We start from the raw sequence: 21,315 nt of genomic DNA on the forward strand, positions 1-21,315 counted from the left end.
CGAAGCACATTTCATCTCGCACACGGGGGGAGGGCGGGCCGAAGCGCCGATAGCGGCATGATCTGGCCCGCCGCCCCGAAAATTCATCTCGCACACGGGGTGTCGGGAGATTCGTGCATTGCTCGACTTTTTTGGCCGATCGAGCCGGCGCTCGACCCCGAAAATTCATCTCGCACACGGGGGGTGTCCGGAGTCAGTCGTGGTACCGTTTCACTTCGCACACGGGGAGTCTCGGCTCGAGTGGGCCGATCGATCAGTCTTCGGTCCTCGACCACGCGAAGCCAAACCCGGAATCAGCAACCGCCGCCTCGAACTAAAACGGTTTCAACGGGACCGGCCTTGCCACGCACACGCCGAATGAGTCGCCTGGATTCGATTCGACGCGAACTGGTCGGGCTGTGGGCCGGCGGCACCGGAAAGACGCTGCTGGCCATCGCGCTCGGTTGGGGGTTGCTGAACGGCACCCGCATGATCTATCCCGTCTTGCTGCCCTACTTCAGCGCCGAGTTCGATCTCACGCTCTCGACGGCCGGCCTGCTCGTCACGCTGATCTGGCTGGGCTACGCGATCGGGCAGGTTCCCGGCGGGATGCTCGCAGATCGACACGGTGAACGGTCCGTGCTGACCGCGAGCGTCTCGATGGTCGTCGTCGGGGTAACGGTCGTCCTCCTCTCGCCGACCGCCGCGACCCTGTTCGGGGCGACGGCGCTGGTCGGGCTGGGGCTCTCGCAGTACCCGATCGCGCGGATCACCGCGCTGTCGGATCTCTACCCAGATCGGATCGGGCGGGCGCTCGGCGTCACGATGGCAGCCGGCGATATCGGCCAGACCGTGCTGCCGCCGATCGCGAGCGTGCTGGCGGTCGCAGTCGCCTGGCGGCTCGGCCTGGGCTTCGTCCTGCCGCTGCTCTGTATCACCGCGGTCGTTATCTGGCTGACGCTGCCGGCGCCCGATCCCGACCTCGAGGACGGCAACGACGGCTCGAGCGAGAGCCTGCGGTACGTGATCGGCGAACTCCGCAGCCCCGTCCTCGCAATTATCGGCGTGATCCTCTTTCTCTTTATTTTCGTCTGGCAGACGTTCTCAGCCTTTTATCCGACCTACCTCGTCGAGCAGAAGGGGCTGTCCTCGACGATGGCTGGAGGGCTGTTCGGTCTCTTCTTCGCGGTCGGCGTCGTCGTCAAGCCGGTTGCCGGGGTGGCCTACGATCGCATCGGGCTTCGGGGTTCGCTCCCGCTCGTTCTGCTGGGGTCGATCGTCGGTCTCGCGCTGTTACCGTTCGTCGACGGGCTCGTCGGACTCGTCTTCGTCACCGTCCTCTCGAGTACGATGCTCGGCTCCGGCGCGATCACGCAGTCGTACCTCGCCGAGATCATCCCACCGGAGATCCAGGGGACGGGACTGGGTGTGGTTCGCTCGAGCGCTTCGGTGCTCGGCGCCTCGGGACCGCTCGTGTTCGGCGTCGTCGCCGAGCGGGGCTACTTCGACGCCGGCTACCTCCTGCTGGCGCTGATCATCGCGCTCGGAACGCTGTTGACGCTGCGGATGCCACGGGAGTAGTTTCCTTACCCGCGCTCGCTTCGCAGAAAATCACGGTTCGACCTTCGAATCGCTTTCGTTCACGCTGAGTTCGACCGTCGGCGCGGCGCTGGGTGCCGTCGGCGCGTGGTATGCGCTCGAGCGTCGTTCGACTCGGTTCGAGGGAAGCCACGCGGCGTTCGGTCTCGCGGCGCTCGCGGTGGTCGCCGTTCGGCTGCTGTCGACGACGCGGGGGTTCCACTGGAGCCTCGAGCTCGGCGGGTACGCGCTCGCGGTCGCCGTCGCGGTGGCGTCAACACTCGACGCCCCCAGCACTCCGGAATGAGCGAACGCTCGAGCGGGACGAGTACGAACGAACGGGACGGTGATCTTCCTGAAGCCGAGGCCGAGGCGCTCAGTAAACGTAGTCGTCGGCCATCTGGCCGGGCGTGATCACGTCGACTTCGCCCGAGTACTCCTCGAGGGCGGCCAGCGTCGATTCGAGGCCCTCGATCGCTTCGCTCTCCTCGAGCTGGTAGAAGCCGATCGAGGTGATCCCGCCCATCTCCGCGGTCCACTCGACGAGGCTCTCGCCCTCGTCGCCGCTCGGGCTCGAGACCACCGAACAGAGGTGAGGGTTGCCGGCGTACCCCTGGGACTGGGTCTGGCCCGCAAAGGCTAGATCGTAGTTTTCCTGGACGAGTTCGTACGTCTCCTCGTTGTACTGTGAGCCGGGGAACGCGAAGAACCGGCCGTCGTCGTCGTAACCTTCGTCCTCGAGCCACTCCGCGGGTTCGACGATAACATCTTCGGCTCCGACCTCGTCGATCGAACCCGCTTGCGCTCCGTTCGCGGTCTGGCAACCGATCGTCCACCCGTTCGCCGCGAGCTCCTCGACCTGGCTCTCGGTGAGTCGGTCGCCCTCGACGGCGGGGTCGGCCCGGAGTCGGTCGGTCGGTACGAACGCCGTCGCTGGGAAGTCGTACTGGGCGACCCGTGGCAGGGCCTCCTCGTAGTGGGTCTCGTAACCGCCGTGGAACTGGAGCATCACCGTCGGCGTCTCGGGGGTAGGGACGAAGTGGAAGTCGTCGACCCACATCTCCTCGCCGTCGACGTCCTCGTCTTCGTCCTCGTCGTCCGCAGGCTCGCCGAACCAGCGAATGATCTGCAGGACGATGATCTCCTCCAGATCGGGGTCACCGCGAACGCGGGTGAGGCCGAAGTTGTGCCGAGCCAGCGGCATATCTCCCATCACCTGCTGGCTGTACTCGACGTAGTCGCCGTCCTCGTCCTGGAGCTGGATCAACACCATTCCGCTGTCGGAGGCGGTCATGGCGAGCCCTGGGGTCACGCCCCGGATGTCGATCGGCTCGTCGGTCTCGCGGCGCGCCCTGATCTGGCCATCCTCGGAATCGGGCAGGAGCCGTGCCGACTGCGATCCCTCGTAGTACTGCTCCGTGTCGGCCTCGATCGAGCCGATGTCCTGGAACGCGCTCCAGGGGTCGAGATCCTCGAAGTCGTCGTAGGTGCCGACGAGGTCGTCGTAGTCGTCGTCCTCGTCCGTCTCTTCCTCCTCGGTTTCCTCGTCGTCCGTCTCCGGCTCGTCATGGTCGTCGTCGCCGTTGGCCGCGCCGTCGTCGTGGTCCTCGTCGTCGGTCTCGCCGGGCCCGCCCATTTCGGAACAGCCGGCCAGCGCCACGACTGCTCCCGTCGCGGTCACGAGATAGGTTCGTCGGTCCATTGGTCCACCCGAGACCAGCCCCGAACCACGGTTTGTTATGGACCGACCTCCCAGCTATCCGACTGGTGTTACTGTGACGATAGTAACGGTAACCGGACCGTTCGACAGATTCGCTTCGACCGTTCGGCCGAGGATCCGGGCTCGAGGCGGACGATCCGGGGACGGCGGACGTCCGGAACACCCTCCTGAATGAGGGCATCGGTGTCGACCCGCGGTAGCCGCCGTCTGTCCGGTTTTGCCGACTCGGTTTCCGGATCGAAACGTCGACAGGTGCCACCTACCCTCGGTAGCCGAGGGCTGCGAACGGTCTCGATCGCTGACTCTACCACCTACTCGAACAAACTATATCCCGAACCGCGTCGGGTGGTGTCTACGCGCATGAGTCTCGATACCATTGTCGAACGATCGGTCTCCGCTCTCGGCTACCCGCCGGTAACCCACGGGCTTCTCAATCGGTACTTCGACGCCACCGAGCTCGAGATCGCCCCCTCGGCCCGAATCTCGATCGGCTGTCTGCTCCGCAACCGGGTGGATATCGGGCCGCATGCCCGGCTGAGTCGGGGCTGTATTCTCGACGGCGACGTCAGCATCGGGCGTCGGACGAATCTCGAGCCCGACTGCGATCTCGTCGGCGAGGTCGAAATCGGCAACTTCTGTGCGATCGCCCGCGAGAGCACCTTCCAGCAGACCAACCACCGGATCGACCAGCCGTCGATGCAGATCCGCCTCTACGAGGAAGTTCTCGACAGCGAGCTCCCGCCGACCGCCGACGGCCCCATCTCGGTCGGCAGCGACGTCTGGATCGGGACGGGAGCGACGGTCCTCTCGGGGGTGACGATCGGGGACGGCGCCGTCGTCGGCGCGGGGGCGGTCGTCACGAGAGACGTCGAGCCGTACTCGATCGTCGGGGGCGTGCCGGCCGACCGGATCGGCTGGCGGTTTCCACCGGAGATCAGATCCTGGCTGCTCGAGCTCGAGTGGTGGGAGTGGAGCGACCGACGCATCCGCGAGAACCGGGCGTTCTTCGAGCGCAGACTCGACGATACCGGTGACGTCCCGCTCGCGCGGGCGGCACCCGACTAATGGCTTTCACCTCGCGGTCGTGATCGTCGCTCCGATCCTCAGCACTCGATCGACTCGAGCGGGCCGCACAGCTGAGCGGTCGCGAACTCGGCGACCGCGGGTGCGCCGGCCAGAAAGAGCAACAGGAGGGCGAGCGTGAGGAGGGCGATGAGCTTTCCGACCATCGCCGTGATTGTCAACGTTTGACACGATAAGTGTATCGGGCGTCTGGGAGTTGTCGGCCCGCACGAACCGGGAGTTGGTGAAACAAGCGCGTGTGAGGGAACGACCCATCGCCGTTCCGCGAGCCGAACGAACGTCGGTTCCGACAACCGGAAAGTAACGAGAGCCAAACAATGGGACCCGCCCGGCTGTCTCGGTATAAACGGGAGTCGATCGTCGCACGGATCGCTCGACGCGACGACGGCTCCCTCGACCGCCACCGATGTCAGGACGGGATCTCGACTCCGGGACGGGTTCGCAGCGCTCGAGCCGATGGTGGGGACTGCTCGCGGTCGCGGTAACGCTCGTTCGGACGCAGCTGACGACGGCGCGTGGTCGAACGCTCGCGACGATCCTCGTCGTCGCGCTGACGGTCGCGAACCTCGTGCTCGTCACCGGCGTCGCGCTCGCGCTGGCCGACGACGGGGAGGCCGACCACGACGCCGACGCCCGGATCGTGGCCGACGACGCCGATATTCACGGCTCGGTCACCGGCGTCGAACCACCACGGCTGGGCGAGAGTTCGGACCGGGCCGAACGGATCGCCGACCGCGACGGTGTCGACCACGTCTCGCCCGTGTTCCGGGAGCCGATCCGGGCCGATCACCCCGGAGCCGGCGGGTCGACCTATCTCCTGCTCGTCGGCGCCGTTCCCGGTACCGATCCGGCGACGGTGGCGGAACTCCCGACGGAGGGCCTCGAGCCAGACCCTCCCGGCGCTGACGACGCCGAACTCGTCCTCTCGAGGGCCGCCGCCGCTGAACTCGGTGTCGAACCGGGCGACGAACTCGTGCTCGAGGGCGCCGAGTACCGCGAGTCGGCGACGGTCGGCGCCGTCGAGGACGGGCCGGACGACGAACCGCCCGTCGCGCTCGTCCACCTCGAGGTACTCCAGTCGCTGTCGGGTACCGAGGGGAGCGGGCTGGCCGACGAGGTGTTGATCTGGGGCGAGGGCGACGCGATCCAGGAGGGGGCCGCCGAGGCGTACCCCGAGGCCGCGCTCGAGAGCGATGGGGCCGCCGACGTTCGGGCGTTGTTCGGCGACGGCCTCGCGCTCGCGACGAGTGCCCTCGCCCTGGTCGTTGCGCTTGGCGTCTGTTCACTGCTGGTAGCGACCACCGCAGGGATGCGAGTCGAGGCCGATCGCCGGACGCTCGCGATGCTGGGTGCGGTCGGGTTCCCGACCGAAAGCCGGCTGGTGGTCGTCGCGACGACGACGATCGCGACCGCGACTGCCGGCGCCGTTCTTGGCGTGGGCCTCGGCGTCGTCGGTATCCAGGTGACGAACGCGCTCGCGACCGCGACGGTCGCTCCCGAGGCGGTCGCGGTCCTCCACCCGCTGTTGGTTCCGTACGCGTTGGCGGTCGCCGTCGTCTCGACGCTGGTCGCCCTGCCGTACCCGCTCGCGCTCGCGGCCCGAACCGACGCTCTCGCGGAGGTGGGACGGTGAGCCGTCGCTGGCTCGTCCGGCTCCGTGCCGTCGTCGGCCTCGGACTCGCCCAGCTTCGTCACTCCCCGGGCCGGACCGCGCTCGCGGTCGGCGGGGTCGTGCTCGCGGTACTCTCCGTAACGCTGCTCGCCAGCCTCGGAGTCGGCGTCGTCGAAACCGGCCAGGAGCAGTTCGACGACGCCGGCCGAGATATCTGGATCACCGGCGGCCCTGCGGCCGGCGGCGAGAACGAGGTTGTCGACGCCGCGACCGTCGCGGCCGACCTCCGCGAGCACGAGGGCGTCGGCGACGTCTCGACGGTCGCGATGCACGACGTCTACCTCGGCACCGACCCCGACGCCGTCGAGCCGATCGCCGCCGTCGGCGTCGAGGGCACCCACGGCCACTTCGAGTTCGAGGACGGCGACGGGTTCGACGGCGCGATGACCGCCGACGCGGACGAGGAGGGCCGTTCGAGCGGGAGCGTCGTCGTGCTCGATCCCGTCACTGCCGATCGGTTCGACGTCGGGGTCGGTGACACCGTCTACGTCGGCGCCAGTCGCCAGGCCGTCGACGCCTACACCGTCGTCGGCGTCGGCTCGTACTACTCGCAGTTCCTGGGGACCGAGGCTGCGACGATCCCACTGCCCGAACTGCAGTCGATGACCGGAACCGCCGGCTCGAGCCGGGCCTCGTTTGTCACGCTCAACCTCGAGGACGACGCCGACCGAGAGGCGTTCGCCGACGACGTTCGGGCCGAGTACCCGACCTACGACGTCCGCACCGCCGACGACCAGTTCGCCGCGATGGTGGGCGACCGACACCTCGTCGTCGCGAGCGGGATCGCGCTCGTCGGGCTGGCGACCGTCGGCGGCGTCGTGCTGACGGCGAACCTGTTCGCCCTGGTCGCCTACCAGCAACGCGAGACGCTGGCGGCGCTTCGGGCGATCGGCCTCTCTCGGGGGCTGCTGGCCGGGACGATCGGCGTGCAGGGGGCGCTCATCGGCCTCCTCGGTGGATCGATCGGGGTCGCCGCGACGCCCGTGCTCGCCGCGGGGTTGAACCGGCTCTCGACGGATGTCATCGGGTTCGAACGCCTCGTCCGGACGCCTCTCGAGGTGTTCGTCCTCGGGTTCGCCGTTGCGCTCGTCGTCGGGATCCTCGTCGCGCTCGTCACGGGCTGGTACGCGAGTCGATCGGCGACGGTGGCAGCTCTCGAGTCCTGAGCCGAATCAGGTCCGTTATAGGCGTCGCCCCCATCGCTCGAACCTATGTGGCCGCTCGGACACGTAGCTATCGGCTATCTCTGTTACGCGCTCGCGACCCGGACCCGGTTCGACCGATCCCCGGGTGGGATCGCCGTCCTCGCACTCCTGGTCGGCACCCAGTTCCCCGACCTGATCGACAAACCCCTGGCGTGGTACCTGGGCGTGATCCCGACGGGCCGAACGCTCGCACACTCCCTGCTGTTTCTGGTCCCGGTCTCGATCGGCGTCTACCTCCTCGCGCGGCGGTACGGTCGTCCCGAGTACGGGTTCGCGTTCGGACTCGGCGCGATCTCGCACACGCTGGTCGACGCCCTGCCGGCGCTGTGGGGTGGGACCGATCCGAGCTTCCTGCTGTGGCCCGCACTTCCGGTCGAGGGTTACGAGTCGGGCGCGCCGACGGTGACCGCCCTCTTCCTCGAGTCGCTGAGCGACCCCTACTTCCTCTCGGAGTTCGTCCTCGCGGCCGTCGCACTCGTCGTCTGGCGACGCGACGGCTACCCCGGACTCGCGGCGATCCGAACGCTTCTCGAGCGCGTCCTCCCCGATCGCTCGACGCCCGACTCGAACTGACGGCTCGCCGAGTCGAACGCCGCTTCTGTCCTGTTCTCAAGACGTTCAACTCGCCGACAGAACTATCTCTGCATGGGTGGTCGACGCAACTGCGGGGAATACGATTGCCGGCAACCGACCGTTAGGGCACGAGCGGTCCCGGCACCGTCCGTGTGATCGATGTCCGACTCCAACGGACCGTTTCGACGCTCGCGTCGAGTCCCGCTCGACGGCGTCGACCGTTTTCGAGCCGATAGTACTTCGTCGTCGTCTCGCCCGACAGATTCGACCGCGGCTCGCTTCGCGGGCGCGTAACTGGCGTACCCGACTCGAGCGCTTCGGCGGTCTCGAACGCCCTGGGTGCCGTCGACCCCTTACCCGACCCGCGGCGTCGCGTCGGGCTCGAGCGTTCGTCTCGGGCTCCTTACAGCCCTCTCTAAGCGTGTCATAGAACGATTCTCATGGGGATACTCTCATCCTTCTTTCAGTGAACCAACCGTTACGTAGAGGTGCCCACGTACCTTTTTCCGCCTCGGGATTCCTCACTGCGTTCGGAACCGCTCGGCGCAAAAATCTACGCTAAAAGGGCCGCTCGCTTCCCGCTGGTCGCTCGCGGGTGCTGCGCTTGTGATACTACCGCGGTGGTACCGCCTTCGCCTGTACTGAGCGTCCGTCGCTATGGAACGCAACTGTACTGGGGATGAACGCGCGTTACATACGTCTGTACATGGAACGTTTGGCTTCGAGTCTGCAGCCCTGACTGACCACCGCTGGGTGGGTCTGAAAGGGGACAGGGGCTTTCGTGATAATCTCTACGGAAGCAGGTCCTGCTCACACGAACACAGGGGATTGCCACGCCCTCCCCAGCCGACTCACTCGCTGCGCTCGTTCGTCCACTGGAAGACGCGCTGCGTCTTCCAAGCCGTTCGCTCGCATGGCTCGCGAAGACCTCGCACAGTGTCGCCAACCATCCTCACTAACGTTCGGCCGGTCGACAGCGCGCGCCACCGCAGCGAGTGGGTGGTCCGACATGATACATGGTCCGCCTATACGTGCCGTCTGGCAGGTAGTCGAGGAGAGGTATGAGAACAGTTCTATGACACCCTAGCCCTCTCTATTGGCAACGCCCACGTTGTGGGCGAGAAAACGGTCCTGCTACTCCACGGTGACGCTTTTCGCCAGATTTCGGGGCTTGTCGATCGACCGACCCAGCTCGTGGGCCGTCCAGTAGGCGACTCGCTGGAGCTGGACGTTCGCGACCATCGAGCTCGTGATCTCGCCGGCCGGCGGCACCTCGAGGACGTGGTCGGCGTAGCGGCCGACCTCCGATCGGCCGTCGGTGATAGCGACGACCGGTGTCCCCCGAGCCTCGACCTCCTTGACGTTCCCGATGGTCTTCTCCGCGCGGCGACCGTCGCCGGTGACGATCGCAAACACCGGCGTCTGTTCGGTGACGAGTGCGAGCGGCCCGTGTTTGAGCTCGCCGGCCGCGAACCCCTCCGCGTGTTTGTACGTGATCTCCTTCATCTTCAGCGCGCCCTCGAGGGCGACTGGGTAGTGATACCCTCGCCCGATGAAGAAGTAGGCGCTCGCGTCGGCGTACGTCGAGGCGACCTCGCGGGCGGCGTCTTCGTCGAGGACGGACTGGATTCGGTCGGGAACCGATCGCAGCTCGCGGACCAGGTCGCGGGAGCGGTGGTCGCTCAACGCGGCGGCGAGCATCGTCAACGCGGCCTGCTGGCTCACGAACGTCTTCGTCGCCGCGACGCTGATCTCCGGTCCGGCACGGATGTACAGGACGCGATCGGTCTCGCGGGCGGCCGAACTCCCGACGACGTTCGTCACCGCGACGGTCGTCGCGCCGGCGGCGTTGGCCTCTCGCAGCGCCCGCAGCGTGTCGGCGGTCTCGCCGCTCTGGGTGACGCCGACGACGACCGACTCGGTGTCGATCGGCATCATCTCGGCCTCGAACTCGCTGGCCAGGTAGGCGTGGGCCGGCACGCCCCACTCCCGGAACAGCTGCGCGGCGAACAGCGCCGCGTGGTAAGAGGTTCCACAGGCGACGAACGTCACGGGCGGGTTCAGCTCGAACCCCTCGAACTCCTCCAAAGTGACCCGGCCGCTGAGCTCGTCGAGCCGACCGCGGAGACACTCCCGGAGCGCCGACGGCTGCTCGTTGATCTCCTTTCGCATGTAGTGGTCGTAGCCGCTCTTGCCGGCGTCCTCTGGGTCCCACTCGATCGTCTCGATCGAGGTCTCGACGACCCGCCCCTCGCTATCGGTGACCGAGATCTCGTCGCCCTCGAGCCGGGCGAACTCGCCGTCCTCGAGGTAGATCACTCGATCGGTAAACTCGATAAAGGCGGGGACGTCGCTGGCGAGGTAGGTGCCGTCGTCGGCGAGGCCGAGCACCAGCGGCGACTCGTGGCGCGCGGCGTACACCGTCTCCGAGCCCGCGAAGACGGCCGCGACGGCGTAGCTTCCCTCGAGTCGACCGATCGTCGCGCGGAACGCGGCCTCGTGGTCGAGCCCGTCCTCGAGGTAGCCGGCGATCAGGTGCGGGATAACCTCCGTGTCGGTCTCGCTGCGGAACTCGACGCCCTCGGCCGAAAGCTCGTCGCGCAACCGCTGATAGTTCTCGATGATCCCGTTGTGGACGACCGCGACCCGGTCCTCCGCGTCCGTGTGGGGGTGGGCGTTGCGGTCCGACGGCGGTCCGTGGGTGCTCCAGCGGGTGTGACCGATCCCGGTCGTCTGGTTGCCGATCTCGGCGCCCGCGAGCGCGTTCTCGAGCGCCGAGAGCTCGCCCTGGCGCTTGTGAACGTCGAGTCTGCCGTCGGCCAGCGCGATTCCCGCCGAGTCGTAGCCGCGGTACTCGAGCTGGGAGAGGCCGTGGAGCAGGACGTCGGCCGCGTTCGAGCGATCGGCGCCGACGTAGCCGATGATCCCGCACATCAGCTCCACACCTCCGCGTCGGCGACGATGGTTCCGCTGACGGTCGACCCCCCGTGACAGACCGCGCCGTGGCCGACGACAGTCCCTGGCTCGTAGGTCACCCCACCGATGTCGCGAACGTGATCGGCCAGCACCGCGCCGAGGATCGTCTCCCGGTGGACGCGGTCGCCGATCTCGACGTCACCCGGGCCGCCGGCGACCGTCGAGTTCGGACCGATCCCGACACCCCGTCCGGTGACGCAGTCTCGTATCGTCGCGCCGTTGTCGACGCGGGTGTCGGCGTCGAGCACCGACCGCTCGACCGTCGCGTTCGAGCCGATAGTGACGTTCTCGCCCAGAGAGACGTTCGGTCCGACGACCGCACCGGGACCGACGACACAGTCGTCGTCGATCACGACCGGTTCGACCACCGTTGCGTCCTCGTGGACGGACGCGCTCGCGGCGATCTGCCGCTCCTCGCCGTCCTCAAGCAGGTCGTCGGCGATCCGAAGCAGATCCCACGGGTAGGTGGCGTCGATCCAGGTTCCCTCGGAGACGACCCCTCGGACCTCCTCGTCGGCCTCGAGCAGCGTCGCGATCCCGTCGACCAGCGACTGCTCGCCGGCGCGGGGTTCGCTCCGGCGAATCGCCTCGAAGACCGCCGGCTCGAAGGCGTACACACCCGCGTTGAGCTGATAGCCACGATCGTCCCGCGGGTTCTCGACGATCTCCGTAACCGTACCGTCCTCGAGGAGGACGCCGCCGTACCGGGTGACGTCGGCCCGCCGGACCAGCCCGAGCGTCGCCGTCGCCGACTCGCGGTCGTGGGCCGCGATGACGTCCTCGATGATCCGGCTGTCGATCAGCTGATCGCCGTTGACGACGAGCGCTGCACCCTCGATCGCCGGCTCGGCCGAAAGCAGCGCGTGGCCGCTGCCGAGCTGTTTGTCCTGCGTGACGTAGGTCAGGGGCACGTCCCGATAGCTCGGGCCGAACTCGGACTGGACCCGAGTCCGGCGGTAGCCGACGACGACCGTGATATCGGTGACGCCGGCGTCGATTAATGCGTCGAAGACGTGCTCGAGAATCGGCTTCGTCGCCGCCGGAAGCATCGGCTTCGGCCGGTGGGTGGTCAGCGGCCGAAGTCGCCTCCCCTCCCCTGCCGCGAGCACCACTGCGGAGTATCCCATGTCTGTTGACAGCTAGCAGCAGCTATTATTCCTTTCGACTGGGGATTCCGGTCGTATCGACTTCCGTCTCCGACGGCGTCGCCATCGGTGGCGCTCGAGGCCGCTCGAGAGCTTATGTAGCGTCTCGAGCACCGTCGCTCCGTCGGTGCAATGTCCGTTGATCGGATCTGAGCCGGACTCGATGGGTGTATATAATTATCCGTGACCTGTCCAGATTCTTCGCCGGTTTCGATGCTGCAACACCCGTTAGATGGCCAATTATTCCCGGAAGCTGGTCAATTACAGAGTGTGATATGCTCATCGGTCCAACCGGGCTATGGCAGAAAAGAACACGAACCGCGGCACGATGAAGCGGAGAGGGTATCTCAAAGGACTCGCGGCGGGCGGACTCGGCGTCGGAACGCTTTCGATCGCGAGCACCCGTACGCATGCAGATACGGGTAAGGACGACGAGAAGAAGAACGACGAGAAGGAAGAGGAAGCGAAGACGCACGACGTCAAGGGCGACGATCTGTACCTGATCTTTGGCGCCGACTCGTCCGAGAAGGACCTCGGCGACTGGGTCGACAAGCACCGCGACGAGATCAACGGCGACTCGGAGGAATCCCTCCCGAACGTCATCCAGTACCAGGAGGTCTCCCAGCTCAACGTGCTCCAGCAGGGCAACGCCGTCAGCATCGCCATGGATGGCGCCGACGCGACGGCCGTCCAGGAGACCGAGCAGGACAACGTCAACGTCCAGGATGCGAGCGCGGAGTCGATAGACAGCTCATACGAGACGCGAGACGAGACGTTCTACGACCCCAGTCGAGTGCACATCGTCTTCGCCGAGGAGACCGGCTGCCGGACGTTCTCCGGCTGGGTCTCCAGGGAGGACACCTACGAGAACGGAGCGTCCGCCACCGCGACGATCGAGCAGGAACAGACCGTCGATCAGTTCAACTACAACAGCCAGAGCACGTCGATGGCGGTCGCCGAGAAAGGGAGCTGCGCCCGGTCCTACCAGCGTAGCTGGCAGGCAAACGAGAACTACCAGCACGCCGAGGCCGTCGCGGCGAACATCGGCGAGGGTGACCGACAGGGAGCCGAGGCGTCGGTCGAGCAGATCCAGGACGTCTCCCAGCTCAACGTCAGCGAGCAGGGCGTCGCCATCGCGATCGCCGTCGGCGAGTGCAGCACCGCGGAGGCCTACCAGCTGAGCTCCCAGCTCAACGTCAACGAGCAGACCGCCGACGCGACGGCGATCAGCTTCGGCTTCCGGTCGCCCGACGATATCCTCAAGTGCGCCGAGATGGAGGGCGAGCTTCCGGAAGACGCCGTGGAGCGAACCGACGACGGCAAGGCTCAGTCGAACGGCCAGGCATCGGCGGAGATCACGCAGGTCCAGTGCGTCGGCCAGGAGAACATCAACCTGCAGAACGCCGCCATCGCCCTCGCCAAGAAAGACAGCAACGCGACCGCCCGACAGGTGAGCTATCAGGGCAACTTCAACGCGCAGGTGGCCACCGCGGAGGGGCTGAGCGTCAGCGACGGACGCTGCAGCGCGTCTACGGTGCTCAACGGCGCCGCCGCCAACGACGACGGTTCCTGGGCGCTAGCCTACGGGAACGGCGACAGCGACGTCGATCTCGAGGAGGCTGCCGCCGGGATCGACCAGTACCAGTTCGTCGAGCAGGTGAACGTCAACGAGCAGTTCAGCGCCATCGCCTACGCCACCCGCTGTGGCGAGGCGACGGCCGAACAGCTGAACTACCAGGCGAACCAGAACGTCCAGGTGACCGAGGCGCGCGCGGTCGGCGATGGTGACGGCGAGGAGAAAGACGAGAAGAAGGAGAAGAACGACGACAAAGCGAAGAAGGACGAGAAGAAGAACGGCAAGGACAAGGAGAAGAAAGACGAGAAGGACGAAAAGAAAAAGACGACGCACTAAGACGTAGACGATCGATCACCGTTCGAACGCCCTGAACTCTCCGGGCGGACCGCCGTCGCCGATCCATTTCCTTTCGAAACTCCCTCGAGCGGAAGGTATTCTATTTAACGTTTACCGTACCCATCGAAGTCGGTCGCGAAAGGCCTGGAATAGCCACTGTCAGGAAACGACCCCGTCGAGATGCAGTCGATTCAGTCCCGATCCGTCTCGCTCCAATCGCAGTCCTGACACTTCCGCCCCGTCACGAACTCCGTCACCGACGGCATGTAGCCGACCTCGAGGACGTCCCCGCCGCAGTCGGGACACTCCCTGTCGGCCTCCTCGATCGCCTCGGCGTCCATGACGGAGTCGTCCTCGATCAGCTCCGCGAGTTTCTTCGCCGTGACCATTCGTCCCTGAACGACGCGATTTTCGCTCACGCTCGAGTGTGTGGTCCCGATACCCCTAAGCGTTTCTCGGCCGACCCACGGTTCCGGATTGAGCCAGGGCCAGCGCCGATCCGACAGCTCGACGGAGCGACGCCTATGGACCACGACGAGTGGATCGACCGACTCGAGTCTACAGCCCTGACTGACCACCGCCGGGTGGGACTGGAAGGGCTTTGGCGGTAGTGACGACGATACCAGTCCCGTTCGCACGAACACAGGGGTTCGCCACGCCCTCCCCAGCCGATTCGCTCGCTTTGCTCACGGCTTCCGCCGTTCGCATTGCCGCGGCGCACAGCGCCGCGCTCCGCTCGCTTTATCCCTTGCGTAGGTTCGGACGACGGCTCACGCCCCGCTGCGCTCGCCGTCGTCAAGCACGCGCCACCGCAGGAGAGTTCGTTGAACCAAAGTGACTCATAGCTGGTCTGTGCTGAATATACAGTGCCTTTCGCTCACGACACTTACAGACCCAATATAAACGGATTATTCGATTAAGAGAGAGACCAATGCGGGTACGACCGGTACATGTTGGTATGGCACATGAGCACCGTGCCGATGACCGAGGCAGCGACACTGAACCAAAATTCTACCTCCCTGCCGGGAACACCCCACCGTTCTATGCCAGTTCACTCGAGCGCCTCTGGGCGTCGCTATTCGACCAATACGTTGAATCATCATACTGAGTTTCTCTGGGATGTTACCACAATTTGGCGAACTCCTCGATGGAGAGGAAATGACTGGCAAACAGGCAGCGTTAATAGTGGCTGTTTGGATGGGAGCGACCGCCGTCTTCGGACTGATTTCCTATATTGTCGTGTTCGTTATTATGGGTGCGTGAGTACTGCTTGCGCTGTCTCTCAGCCGTACGTAACGCGACTCTCACGCCAGAAGAGCCGTGCTAATATAACTGCTATCGATCGACGTCCCTGCCACTCTCCCAGCCCTGCGGCGAGTCGTTCAGTCGCTCGCAGCCCTCGTCGGTGACGGCGACGAGGTCCTCGATCCGCACCCCAAACTCGCCCTCGAGGTAGATCCCCGGCTCGATGGAAAAGACCATTTCGGGCTCGAGTTCGCGGTCGTTGCCCGCGGTGATGTACGGCGGCTCGTGGACCTCGAGGCCGACGCCGTGGCCCGTGCGGTGGACGAAGGCATCGCCGTAGCCCGCCTCTTCGATAATCGAGCGAGCGACGCGGTCGATCTCGCCGGCCTCGACGCCGGGTTCGACAGCCTCGACGGCTGCCCCCTGGGCCTCGCGGACGACCTCGTGGACCCGTTCGTACTCGGCGGGGGGCTCACCGACGACGATCGTCCGGGTCTGATCGCCCGGTTAGCGAGCGGTTCCCGCCTCGAGATCGCTCTCGACGAACGCGCCGAAATCGAGCACGATCGGCTCTCCCCGCTCGATCTCGCGGTTGCCGGGATGATGATGGGGACGGGCGCCGTTCGGTCCCGCGGCCACGATCGTCTCGAAGGCGGGCTCCCCGCCGCCCTCCGCTGCCAGCAGCGAGTCGATCTCGCTCGCGAGTTCGGCCTCGGTCGTCCCGACTAGATCATCGCCGCGGGATCTGATCTCGAGGGAGACGCGGTCAGCGATCGCGCCCGCCCGGCGAAGCGCCGCGAGCTCGGTCTCGTCCTTGCGGATGCGAAGTTCCTCGAGGACCACAGTCGCGAGACCGAACTCGGCGCCGGGGAGCAGCGAGCGCAGGTCGTGGTTGAACGTCGTCCACATGCGGTCGTCAAGCAACACGGTTGGCTCGTTGGCACTGTTTGCGCTCTCGAGCACCATCTCCTCGAGAACGTCCTCGATGACGGTCAACGGATCCGTCTCGTCGTCCCAGAGTCTGACGTTGGGAACGCCGAGAGAGTCGAGCTGTGCCTCGTACATCGCGGGGGCGACGATCGCGGGCGCCCCGTCTCGTGGAACGAACAGCAGGAAGTGACGCTCGGAGGGCGACTCGACGAACCCCGTTAGATAAGTGAGGTTCGGGCTCGGAAAGCAGACGAGTAGCTCCGCGCCGACAGTCTCGAGCCGGCGCCGACAGGCCTCGATGCGGGCGTCGAACGGGGAATGCATACCTCGAGGGTTTCGGGCGTCCCGAAAAGAGCGTTCGGGTCACGGTGCCGAACGGACGGCGTAGTGACGGGTCTCCCGGCCGAAACGACACTAGGGGGCATTAGAGTCCCATGCAGGTGCAAGCCGCGAACCGACCCGCTAGGGACCTGTTTCCCTTCAGCGAATGCGAAATACGGAGCACCGGCTGCCCGACGGACGGACCGACGGGCGACGTGTGGACGGGGAGAGCCGCCCCGACGGACGGACCGACGGGCGACGTGTGGACGGGGAGAGCCGCCCCGACGAGACGGACGACGATGACGACGATCCGGGCTGTCCGGGGTCGCTGATCGTCGTCTCGAACCGTCAGCCGTACCGCCACGAGTACGAGTCCCAGCCGGAGGGCGACGACGGATCCATCGTCGTCGACGAGCCCGCCGGCGGGCTGACCGCCGGACTGGACCCGGTCGTCCAGGAGGCCAACGGCACCTGGATCGCCTGGGGCGACGGCGAGGCCGACTTCGCGGTCACCGACGCGAACGACTGCGTCTCCGTCCCGCCCGGGGAAGACGCCTACACCCTCCACCGAATCGACCTCTCGGAGGAGGCGGTCAACTCCTACTACTACGGGTTCAGCAACCAGGTTCTCTGGCCGCTCTGTCACGAGTTCCCCGACCTGATCGAGGAACGAAGCGACTGGGCGAACGACTTCGAGTGGTACCGAACCGTCAACGAGCGGTTCGCCGACGCCGTCGCCGAACACGCCAGCACCGAGTCGATCGTCTGGATTCAGGACTACCACTTCGGACTCGCGCCGCGGCTGATCCGCGAGCGGATCCCGAAGGCCGCGACGATCGCTCACTTCTGGCACATTCCGTGGCCGACGCCGGAGACGTTCGCCAAGTGTCCGGTCGGCGAGGAGCTGCTCGAGGGGCTGCTCGGCAACGACCTGCTCGGCTTTCACGTCGATCGGTACGCGCGGCTGTTCCTCGAGTGCGTCGAGCAGTACCTCGACGGCGCGGTCGTCGACCACGAGGAGTGGCTCGTCGACTACGACGAGGGGACGACCCGGCTGGCGACCGCGGCGATGGGAATCGACGCCGAAACCTACGACGAGCACGCCCGAGCAGTCGAAGATCCGGACGCGTTGCTCGAGGAGTTCGGCGTCTCTCCCGAGGTCACGCTCGGACTCGGCGTCGACCGCCTCGATTACTCGAAGGGGATTCCCGAACGCCTCGCCGCCCTCGAGCGCTTCTTCGAGCGCAACCCCGATGGACGCGAGGAGTTCACGTTCCTCCAGAAGGCGACGCTCTCCCGAACCGGCATTCCGGCCTACGAACGGCTCGGCGACCTCGTTCGAAGCGAGGTCACCCGGATCAACAGTCGGTTCGGAACGGACGACTGGCAGCCGATCGTCTACACCGAGGAGTACGTCCCCCAGAAGAACCTCTGCGGGCTCTACCGTCGGGCCGACGTCATGGTCATCAGCCCGCTGCTGGACGGGATGAACCTCGTCGCCCAGGAGTTCGTCGCCTCCTGCGTCGGCGAGGGCCCCGCGAGCGAATCGTCGCCGGGTGCACCCCACGGCGACGGCGTCCTGTTGTTGAGCGAGCGAACCGGCGCCCACGAACGCCTCGGCGCCGACGCGGTGACGATCGATCCGACCGACACCGACGCGTTCGCCGCCGAACTCGAGACCGCGCTGGCGATGCCGGCCAGCGAGCGACGACGTCGGATGCGGTCGATGCGGACCGACGTGTTCGAGGCCGACCTCGAGGCGTGGATGGACAGCCAGTTTGACTCGATCCGACGCCTGCACGACCCGAGCGAGTCGAACGACGACGATCCCGGTGCGCGAACCCCACAGATATAACATGCAACAGCAGCGAACGAAGCCGAACCCGATCGACGACCTCCGACCCCGAATCCGGACGCGACTCGAGGAGGCGACGGAACTCCTGTTGTGTCTCGACTTCGACGGCACGCTTGCGCCGATCGTCGACGATCCCGACGAGGCCGCCCCGACGCGAGCCGTCAGCGACGTCCTCGAGAGAATCACCGCCGAACCGGACGTGACGACTGCGATCGTCAGCGGGCGCGAGCTCGCCGACGTCCGCGAGCGGGTCGACGGACCACGGATCTACGCGGGGAACCACGGCCTCGAACTCGAGCGCGGCGATTCGGTCGCGGTCCACCCGATCGCCCGAAAGCGCGCCGCGCGCGTCGATGCCGTCTGCGAGGCCCTCGAGATCGCCCTCGATCCGGTTCCGAACGCCCGCGTCGAGAACAAGCGCCTGACCGCCACGGTCCACTACCGGTCGGTGCCCAAACCCGCGAGACCGCAGGTCGAGCGACTCACCCGCGAGACCGTCTCCCGGTTCGGCGGTGAGGGCCTCGAGCTCTCGACGGGGAAGGCGATCCTCGAGATCGGCCCCTCGATAGACTGGGGGAAGGGAAACGCCGTCGGGATGCTCGTCGCCGACCGCTCGGACGGGACGGTACCGATCTACATCGGCGACGACGTCACCGACGAATCCGCGTTTCGAACCGTCGAACCCCGGGGCGTCGGCGTCCGCGTCGGCGACGACGCGCCGACGGCCGCATCGGGGCGCGTCCGCTCGCCCGAACAGGTCGCTTCGTTACTCGAGTGGGTATCGACGACGGGCGTCGAACAGGTTCGGAACGGACCAGTGCTGTGACGAGTCAGGCTTCTGATGGTCGGTAGCTAATCGTCCGAGAACCCGCTTTTGCGGGGCCAGAAACGCTGGGAAGTTCGATATGTCACTCCAGACGGGTCGATCGGTCGGAGTCGAAAGAATTAGTCACCACTGGAAATATAGTGGCAGATGCGAGCGTGACAGAGAGTGAAACTACGACAACCAACTGACTTCCTGATCCTCGAGGAGCTCGAGGACAAGGGACGCAACGTCGCGACCAACCTGGCGGCCCACACCGGCAAGAGCCGCAAGAACATCAACACCCGTCTGCCGGTGCTCGAGGACTACGGGCTCGTCGAAAAGATCGGTCCGGCCGAGCGCTCCGGGCTCTACGAGATTACGTCGCTCGGGCGGGCGGCGCTGGTCTACCGCGACCAGTACGACGAGACCGACGACTTCGAGTCGCTCATCGAGGGGCCATCCCCGGATATCGACGAGTCGGCCGGCGAGCAGGGGAGTTTCGCCCGCGGCGAGAACGAAGCGGACGAGGAGTAGGCTCCTCGCCTCTTCCTGGCCAGCTACAGCGTCAAGCCGCCGCTGTAGGACTCGAGCTCCCGTCTCGAACACGTCGAGAACGTCAGACTCAGCGCCCGATCACGTCCCGCCGTCGACGGATAGACGGTACCACAGCGCGACCGATCCTGTTCGTAGTCCGGATCCCAGGCGTAGCTGCTGAGCATCGGCGTCGCGACGACGGTCTCCTCGCTTCGGAAGGCGACCCCGTGATCGTGCTCGAGCCCGAGCGCGTGTCCGATCTCGTGCAACAGGATCTGGATCGTCCGGGTCGGGCGCTCGTTTGGAACGGTCCGGTGGACCACCTCGCCGTCCCGAACCGTTCCAAGCTCCGCGATCGGCGGTAGCGTCGCGAGGTAGCGAGCGCCGCCGACGGACGCGACGTGGGGCAGCGCGAACCCGGTCGGTGCGGTCGTCATCTGGCCGTCCGTGACGAGCAGGTTGACGTCCGAAACCGGGTCGACGTCGCCGACCCCGACCGCTCCCGACGCCAGCGTCGTGGGCCACTCGCCGCCGCTGGTCACGCGGGCGCCGTCCTCCGTCGAGACCGCAACCGTTCCGCCGATTGACAGCTCGAGCTCCCAGTGCTCGTCGGAAAGCAGCGCCTCGAGGTAATCGCGGACGCGGTCGGCGATCCCGTCGTACCCCGCGGCTCGCTCGGAAAACCAGAGTCGAACCTCGAGGCGATCGGTCGGCTCCCGCCTCGCGTAGCCGAGCGTTCCGACGGTGGCGACCGAAGCAGTCGACCCGGCCAGCCCGACCAGCAGCTGGCGCCGCGTCAGGGCCGGTCTCTCGTCGCTCGCTCCCTCGTCGTTCATGTTCGCTGAAATCGATCTCGGCGTGTGTTTGGCGACCCCTACGAACTACGATGGCTCGCCCTAAAACGGTTACATTCGGTCTATTGACCGTCAGGGAACCCGTACTGTCGGTCTCGGAGCCGACGACACCGCCGTCGCGTCCGGACGACGCGGGCGGCTTCGCCCTCGAGCCGAACCTCGGCTCGAGCCGGCAGCGCCCCGGGGTCGATCGGGACGAGCAACAGGAGCTCGCCCGACTCCGTTTCGACCAGTTGTCGGTCGGGATCAGCCTGCCGAAGGCAGCGTTTCCAGTCGCCCGCTCGGATTCTGCGAGCTACCTCCCAGCCGGTGTAGTAGCTCCCATCGGACCCCTCGAGAACCGTTTCGGTCCGTAGCTCCTCGCTCACGCGTTCTCCCCCGGTAGCGCTCGAGCGGCCCCTTGCCGTGTTCGTCCTCGCTCGCTCATCACTCGAGTCGAGTCGGGCCGGTCCTATCGTCGGTCGGGTTAACAGTTGCGACAGTTATACGTGGCTGAGTGTCCCTGCTCCGGAACTGATCCGATCGGCTGACGGTCGTTTCGTCGAACCTCTCGAGCGGCAAACATGGCTCTCGACGTCTCTACCTCCTGTCTGGGGTGACACGGGATCGGAACTGGCCGTAGAGCCAGATAGTGATTCCGGACCGAGCAATTGTCGGTAGCGATAGTTGACAACGCGATTCTTCACCCAGGGTTTGGTGTGAAGTTCGCGTTCCGTACAGATGAACAACGTATCAGCTCAGTCCGACCATCCCACCTGCAGTGGCGCGCGCTGTCAACGGGCCGAACGTCAGTGAGGACGGTCGACGATGCTGTGCGAGGTCTTCGCGAGTAACACGAGCGAATGGCTTGGCAGAGCTTGCTCTGCCAGTGGATGAGCGAACGGAGTGAGCGAGTCGGCTGGGGAGGGCGTGGCAATCCCCTGTGTTC

The 21,315-nt window shown here is 66.2% G+C and carries 17 protein-coding genes and 1 pseudogene; 10 read left to right on the top strand and 8 right to left on the bottom strand.

From position 1 onward, the window contains the following. The first annotated feature begins 357 nt into the window (after positions 1-357). Positions 358-1,560 carry an MFS transporter gene (locus QA600_RS10685; RefSeq protein ID WP_278291922.1) on the top strand — a complete coding sequence of 401 codons (1,203 nt, stop codon included), beginning with the start codon at positions 358-360 and terminating at the stop codon, positions 1,558-1,560. A gap of 178 nt (positions 1,561-1,738) precedes the next feature. After that, a complete protein-coding gene (locus QA600_RS10690; RefSeq protein WP_278291923.1) occupies positions 1,739-1,864 on the top strand; it encodes a hypothetical protein in 126 nt (41 codons plus the stop codon). 69 nt (positions 1,865-1,933) lie between these two features. On the opposite strand, the gene QA600_RS10695 is transcribed toward QA600_RS10690, so the two are convergent. Next, positions 1,934-3,259, bottom strand: a complete 1,326-nt coding sequence (locus QA600_RS10695; protein ID WP_278291924.1) for a polysaccharide deacetylase family protein — start codon at positions 3,257-3,259, stop codon at positions 1,934-1,936. Positions 3,260-3,637: 378 nt separating this feature from the next. Between QA600_RS10695 and QA600_RS10700 the strand changes: the two genes are divergently transcribed. Further along, positions 3,638-4,342, top strand: a complete 705-nt coding sequence (locus QA600_RS10700; protein ID WP_278291925.1) for a DapH/DapD/GlmU-related protein — start codon at positions 3,638-3,640, stop codon at positions 4,340-4,342. Positions 4,343-4,380: 38 nt separating this feature from the next. Here the strand turns inward: QA600_RS10700 and QA600_RS10705 are convergent, their stop codons facing one another. Beyond that, complete coding sequence (locus QA600_RS10705) at positions 4,381-4,506, bottom strand: hypothetical protein (RefSeq protein WP_278291926.1); 126 nt, start codon at positions 4,504-4,506, stop codon at positions 4,381-4,383. Between the two features lie 260 nt (positions 4,507-4,766). Between QA600_RS10705 and QA600_RS10710 the strand changes: the two genes are divergently transcribed. Genes QA600_RS10710 through QA600_RS10720 form a run of 3 tightly spaced genes read left to right on the top strand, consistent with a single transcriptional unit; the run spans position 4,767 to position 7,810 of the window. Further along, entirely contained in the window at positions 4,767-5,993 is a 1,227-nt protein-coding gene (locus QA600_RS10710) for an FtsX-like permease family protein (RefSeq protein WP_278291927.1), read from the top strand. Continuing rightward, on the top strand, positions 5,990-7,198 hold the full coding sequence (locus QA600_RS10715) for an ABC transporter permease (RefSeq protein ID WP_278291928.1): 1,209 nt from the start codon (positions 5,990-5,992) through the stop codon (positions 7,196-7,198). Before QA600_RS10710 ends, QA600_RS10715 begins: the two co-directional genes overlap by 4 nt. 45 nt (positions 7,199-7,243) lie before the next feature. After that, positions 7,244-7,810 carry a metal-dependent hydrolase gene (locus QA600_RS10720; protein ID WP_278291929.1) on the top strand — a complete coding sequence of 189 codons (567 nt, stop codon included), beginning with the start codon at positions 7,244-7,246 and terminating at the stop codon, positions 7,808-7,810. Between the two features lie 1,134 nt (positions 7,811-8,944). On the opposite strand, the gene glmS is transcribed toward QA600_RS10720, so the two are convergent. Both glmS and QA600_RS10730 read right to left on the bottom strand, forming a co-directional pair. Beyond that, complete coding sequence (gene glmS / locus QA600_RS10725) at positions 8,945-10,744, bottom strand: glutamine--fructose-6-phosphate transaminase (isomerizing) (RefSeq protein WP_278291930.1); 1,800 nt, start codon at positions 10,742-10,744, stop codon at positions 8,945-8,947. Next, positions 10,744-11,913, bottom strand: a complete 1,170-nt coding sequence (locus QA600_RS10730) for a sugar phosphate nucleotidyltransferase (protein ID WP_278291931.1) — start codon at positions 11,911-11,913, stop codon at positions 10,744-10,746. Before QA600_RS10730 ends, glmS begins: the two co-directional genes overlap by 1 nt. A 316-nt stretch (positions 11,914-12,229) precedes the next feature. Between QA600_RS10730 and QA600_RS10735 the strand changes: the two genes are divergently transcribed. Next, positions 12,230-13,843: a hypothetical protein gene (locus QA600_RS10735; protein WP_278291932.1), complete on the top strand. Its 1,614-nt coding sequence runs from the start codon at positions 12,230-12,232 to the stop codon at positions 13,841-13,843. A 191-nt stretch (positions 13,844-14,034) separates the two neighbouring features. Here the strand turns inward: QA600_RS10735 and QA600_RS10740 are convergent, their stop codons facing one another. After that, positions 14,035-14,262: a DUF5795 family protein gene (locus QA600_RS10740; protein WP_278291933.1), complete on the bottom strand. Its 228-nt coding sequence runs from the start codon at positions 14,260-14,262 to the stop codon at positions 14,035-14,037. Between the two features lie 916 nt (positions 14,263-15,178). Continuing rightward, positions 15,179-16,342, bottom strand: a pseudogene (locus QA600_RS10745) (Xaa-Pro peptidase family protein). A 163-nt stretch (positions 16,343-16,505) separates the two neighbouring features. Between QA600_RS10745 and QA600_RS10750 the strand changes: the two are divergent. The 3 genes from QA600_RS10750 (at position 16,506) to QA600_RS10760 (ending at position 19,533) form a co-directional block, all read left to right on the top strand. After that, complete coding sequence (locus QA600_RS10750) at positions 16,506-18,194, top strand: trehalose-6-phosphate synthase (protein WP_278291934.1); 1,689 nt, start codon at positions 16,506-16,508, stop codon at positions 18,192-18,194. 1 nt (position 18,195) lies between these two features. Next, entirely contained in the window at positions 18,196-19,020 is an 825-nt protein-coding gene (gene otsB / locus QA600_RS10755) for a trehalose-phosphatase (RefSeq protein WP_278291935.1), read from the top strand. Between the two features lie 165 nt (positions 19,021-19,185). Next, the gene (locus tag QA600_RS10760; RefSeq protein ID WP_278291936.1) at positions 19,186-19,533 is read left to right on the top strand and encodes a winged helix-turn-helix domain-containing protein; all 348 of its coding nucleotides are present in this window, start codon (positions 19,186-19,188) and stop codon (positions 19,531-19,533) included. Between the two features lie 23 nt (positions 19,534-19,556). On the opposite strand, the gene QA600_RS10765 is transcribed toward QA600_RS10760, so the two are convergent. Then, complete coding sequence (locus QA600_RS10765) at positions 19,557-20,369, bottom strand: hypothetical protein (RefSeq protein WP_278291937.1); 813 nt, start codon at positions 20,367-20,369, stop codon at positions 19,557-19,559. 80 nt (positions 20,370-20,449) lie between these two features. Continuing rightward, positions 20,450-20,755: a hypothetical protein gene (locus QA600_RS10770; protein WP_278291938.1), complete on the bottom strand. Its 306-nt coding sequence runs from the start codon at positions 20,753-20,755 to the stop codon at positions 20,450-20,452. Between the last annotated feature and the right edge of the window lie 560 nt (positions 20,756-21,315).

It is taken from the genome of Natronococcus sp. A-GB1 (assembly GCF_029688845.1).
Lineage (GTDB): Archaea > Halobacteriota > Halobacteria > Halobacteriales > Natrialbaceae > Natronococcus.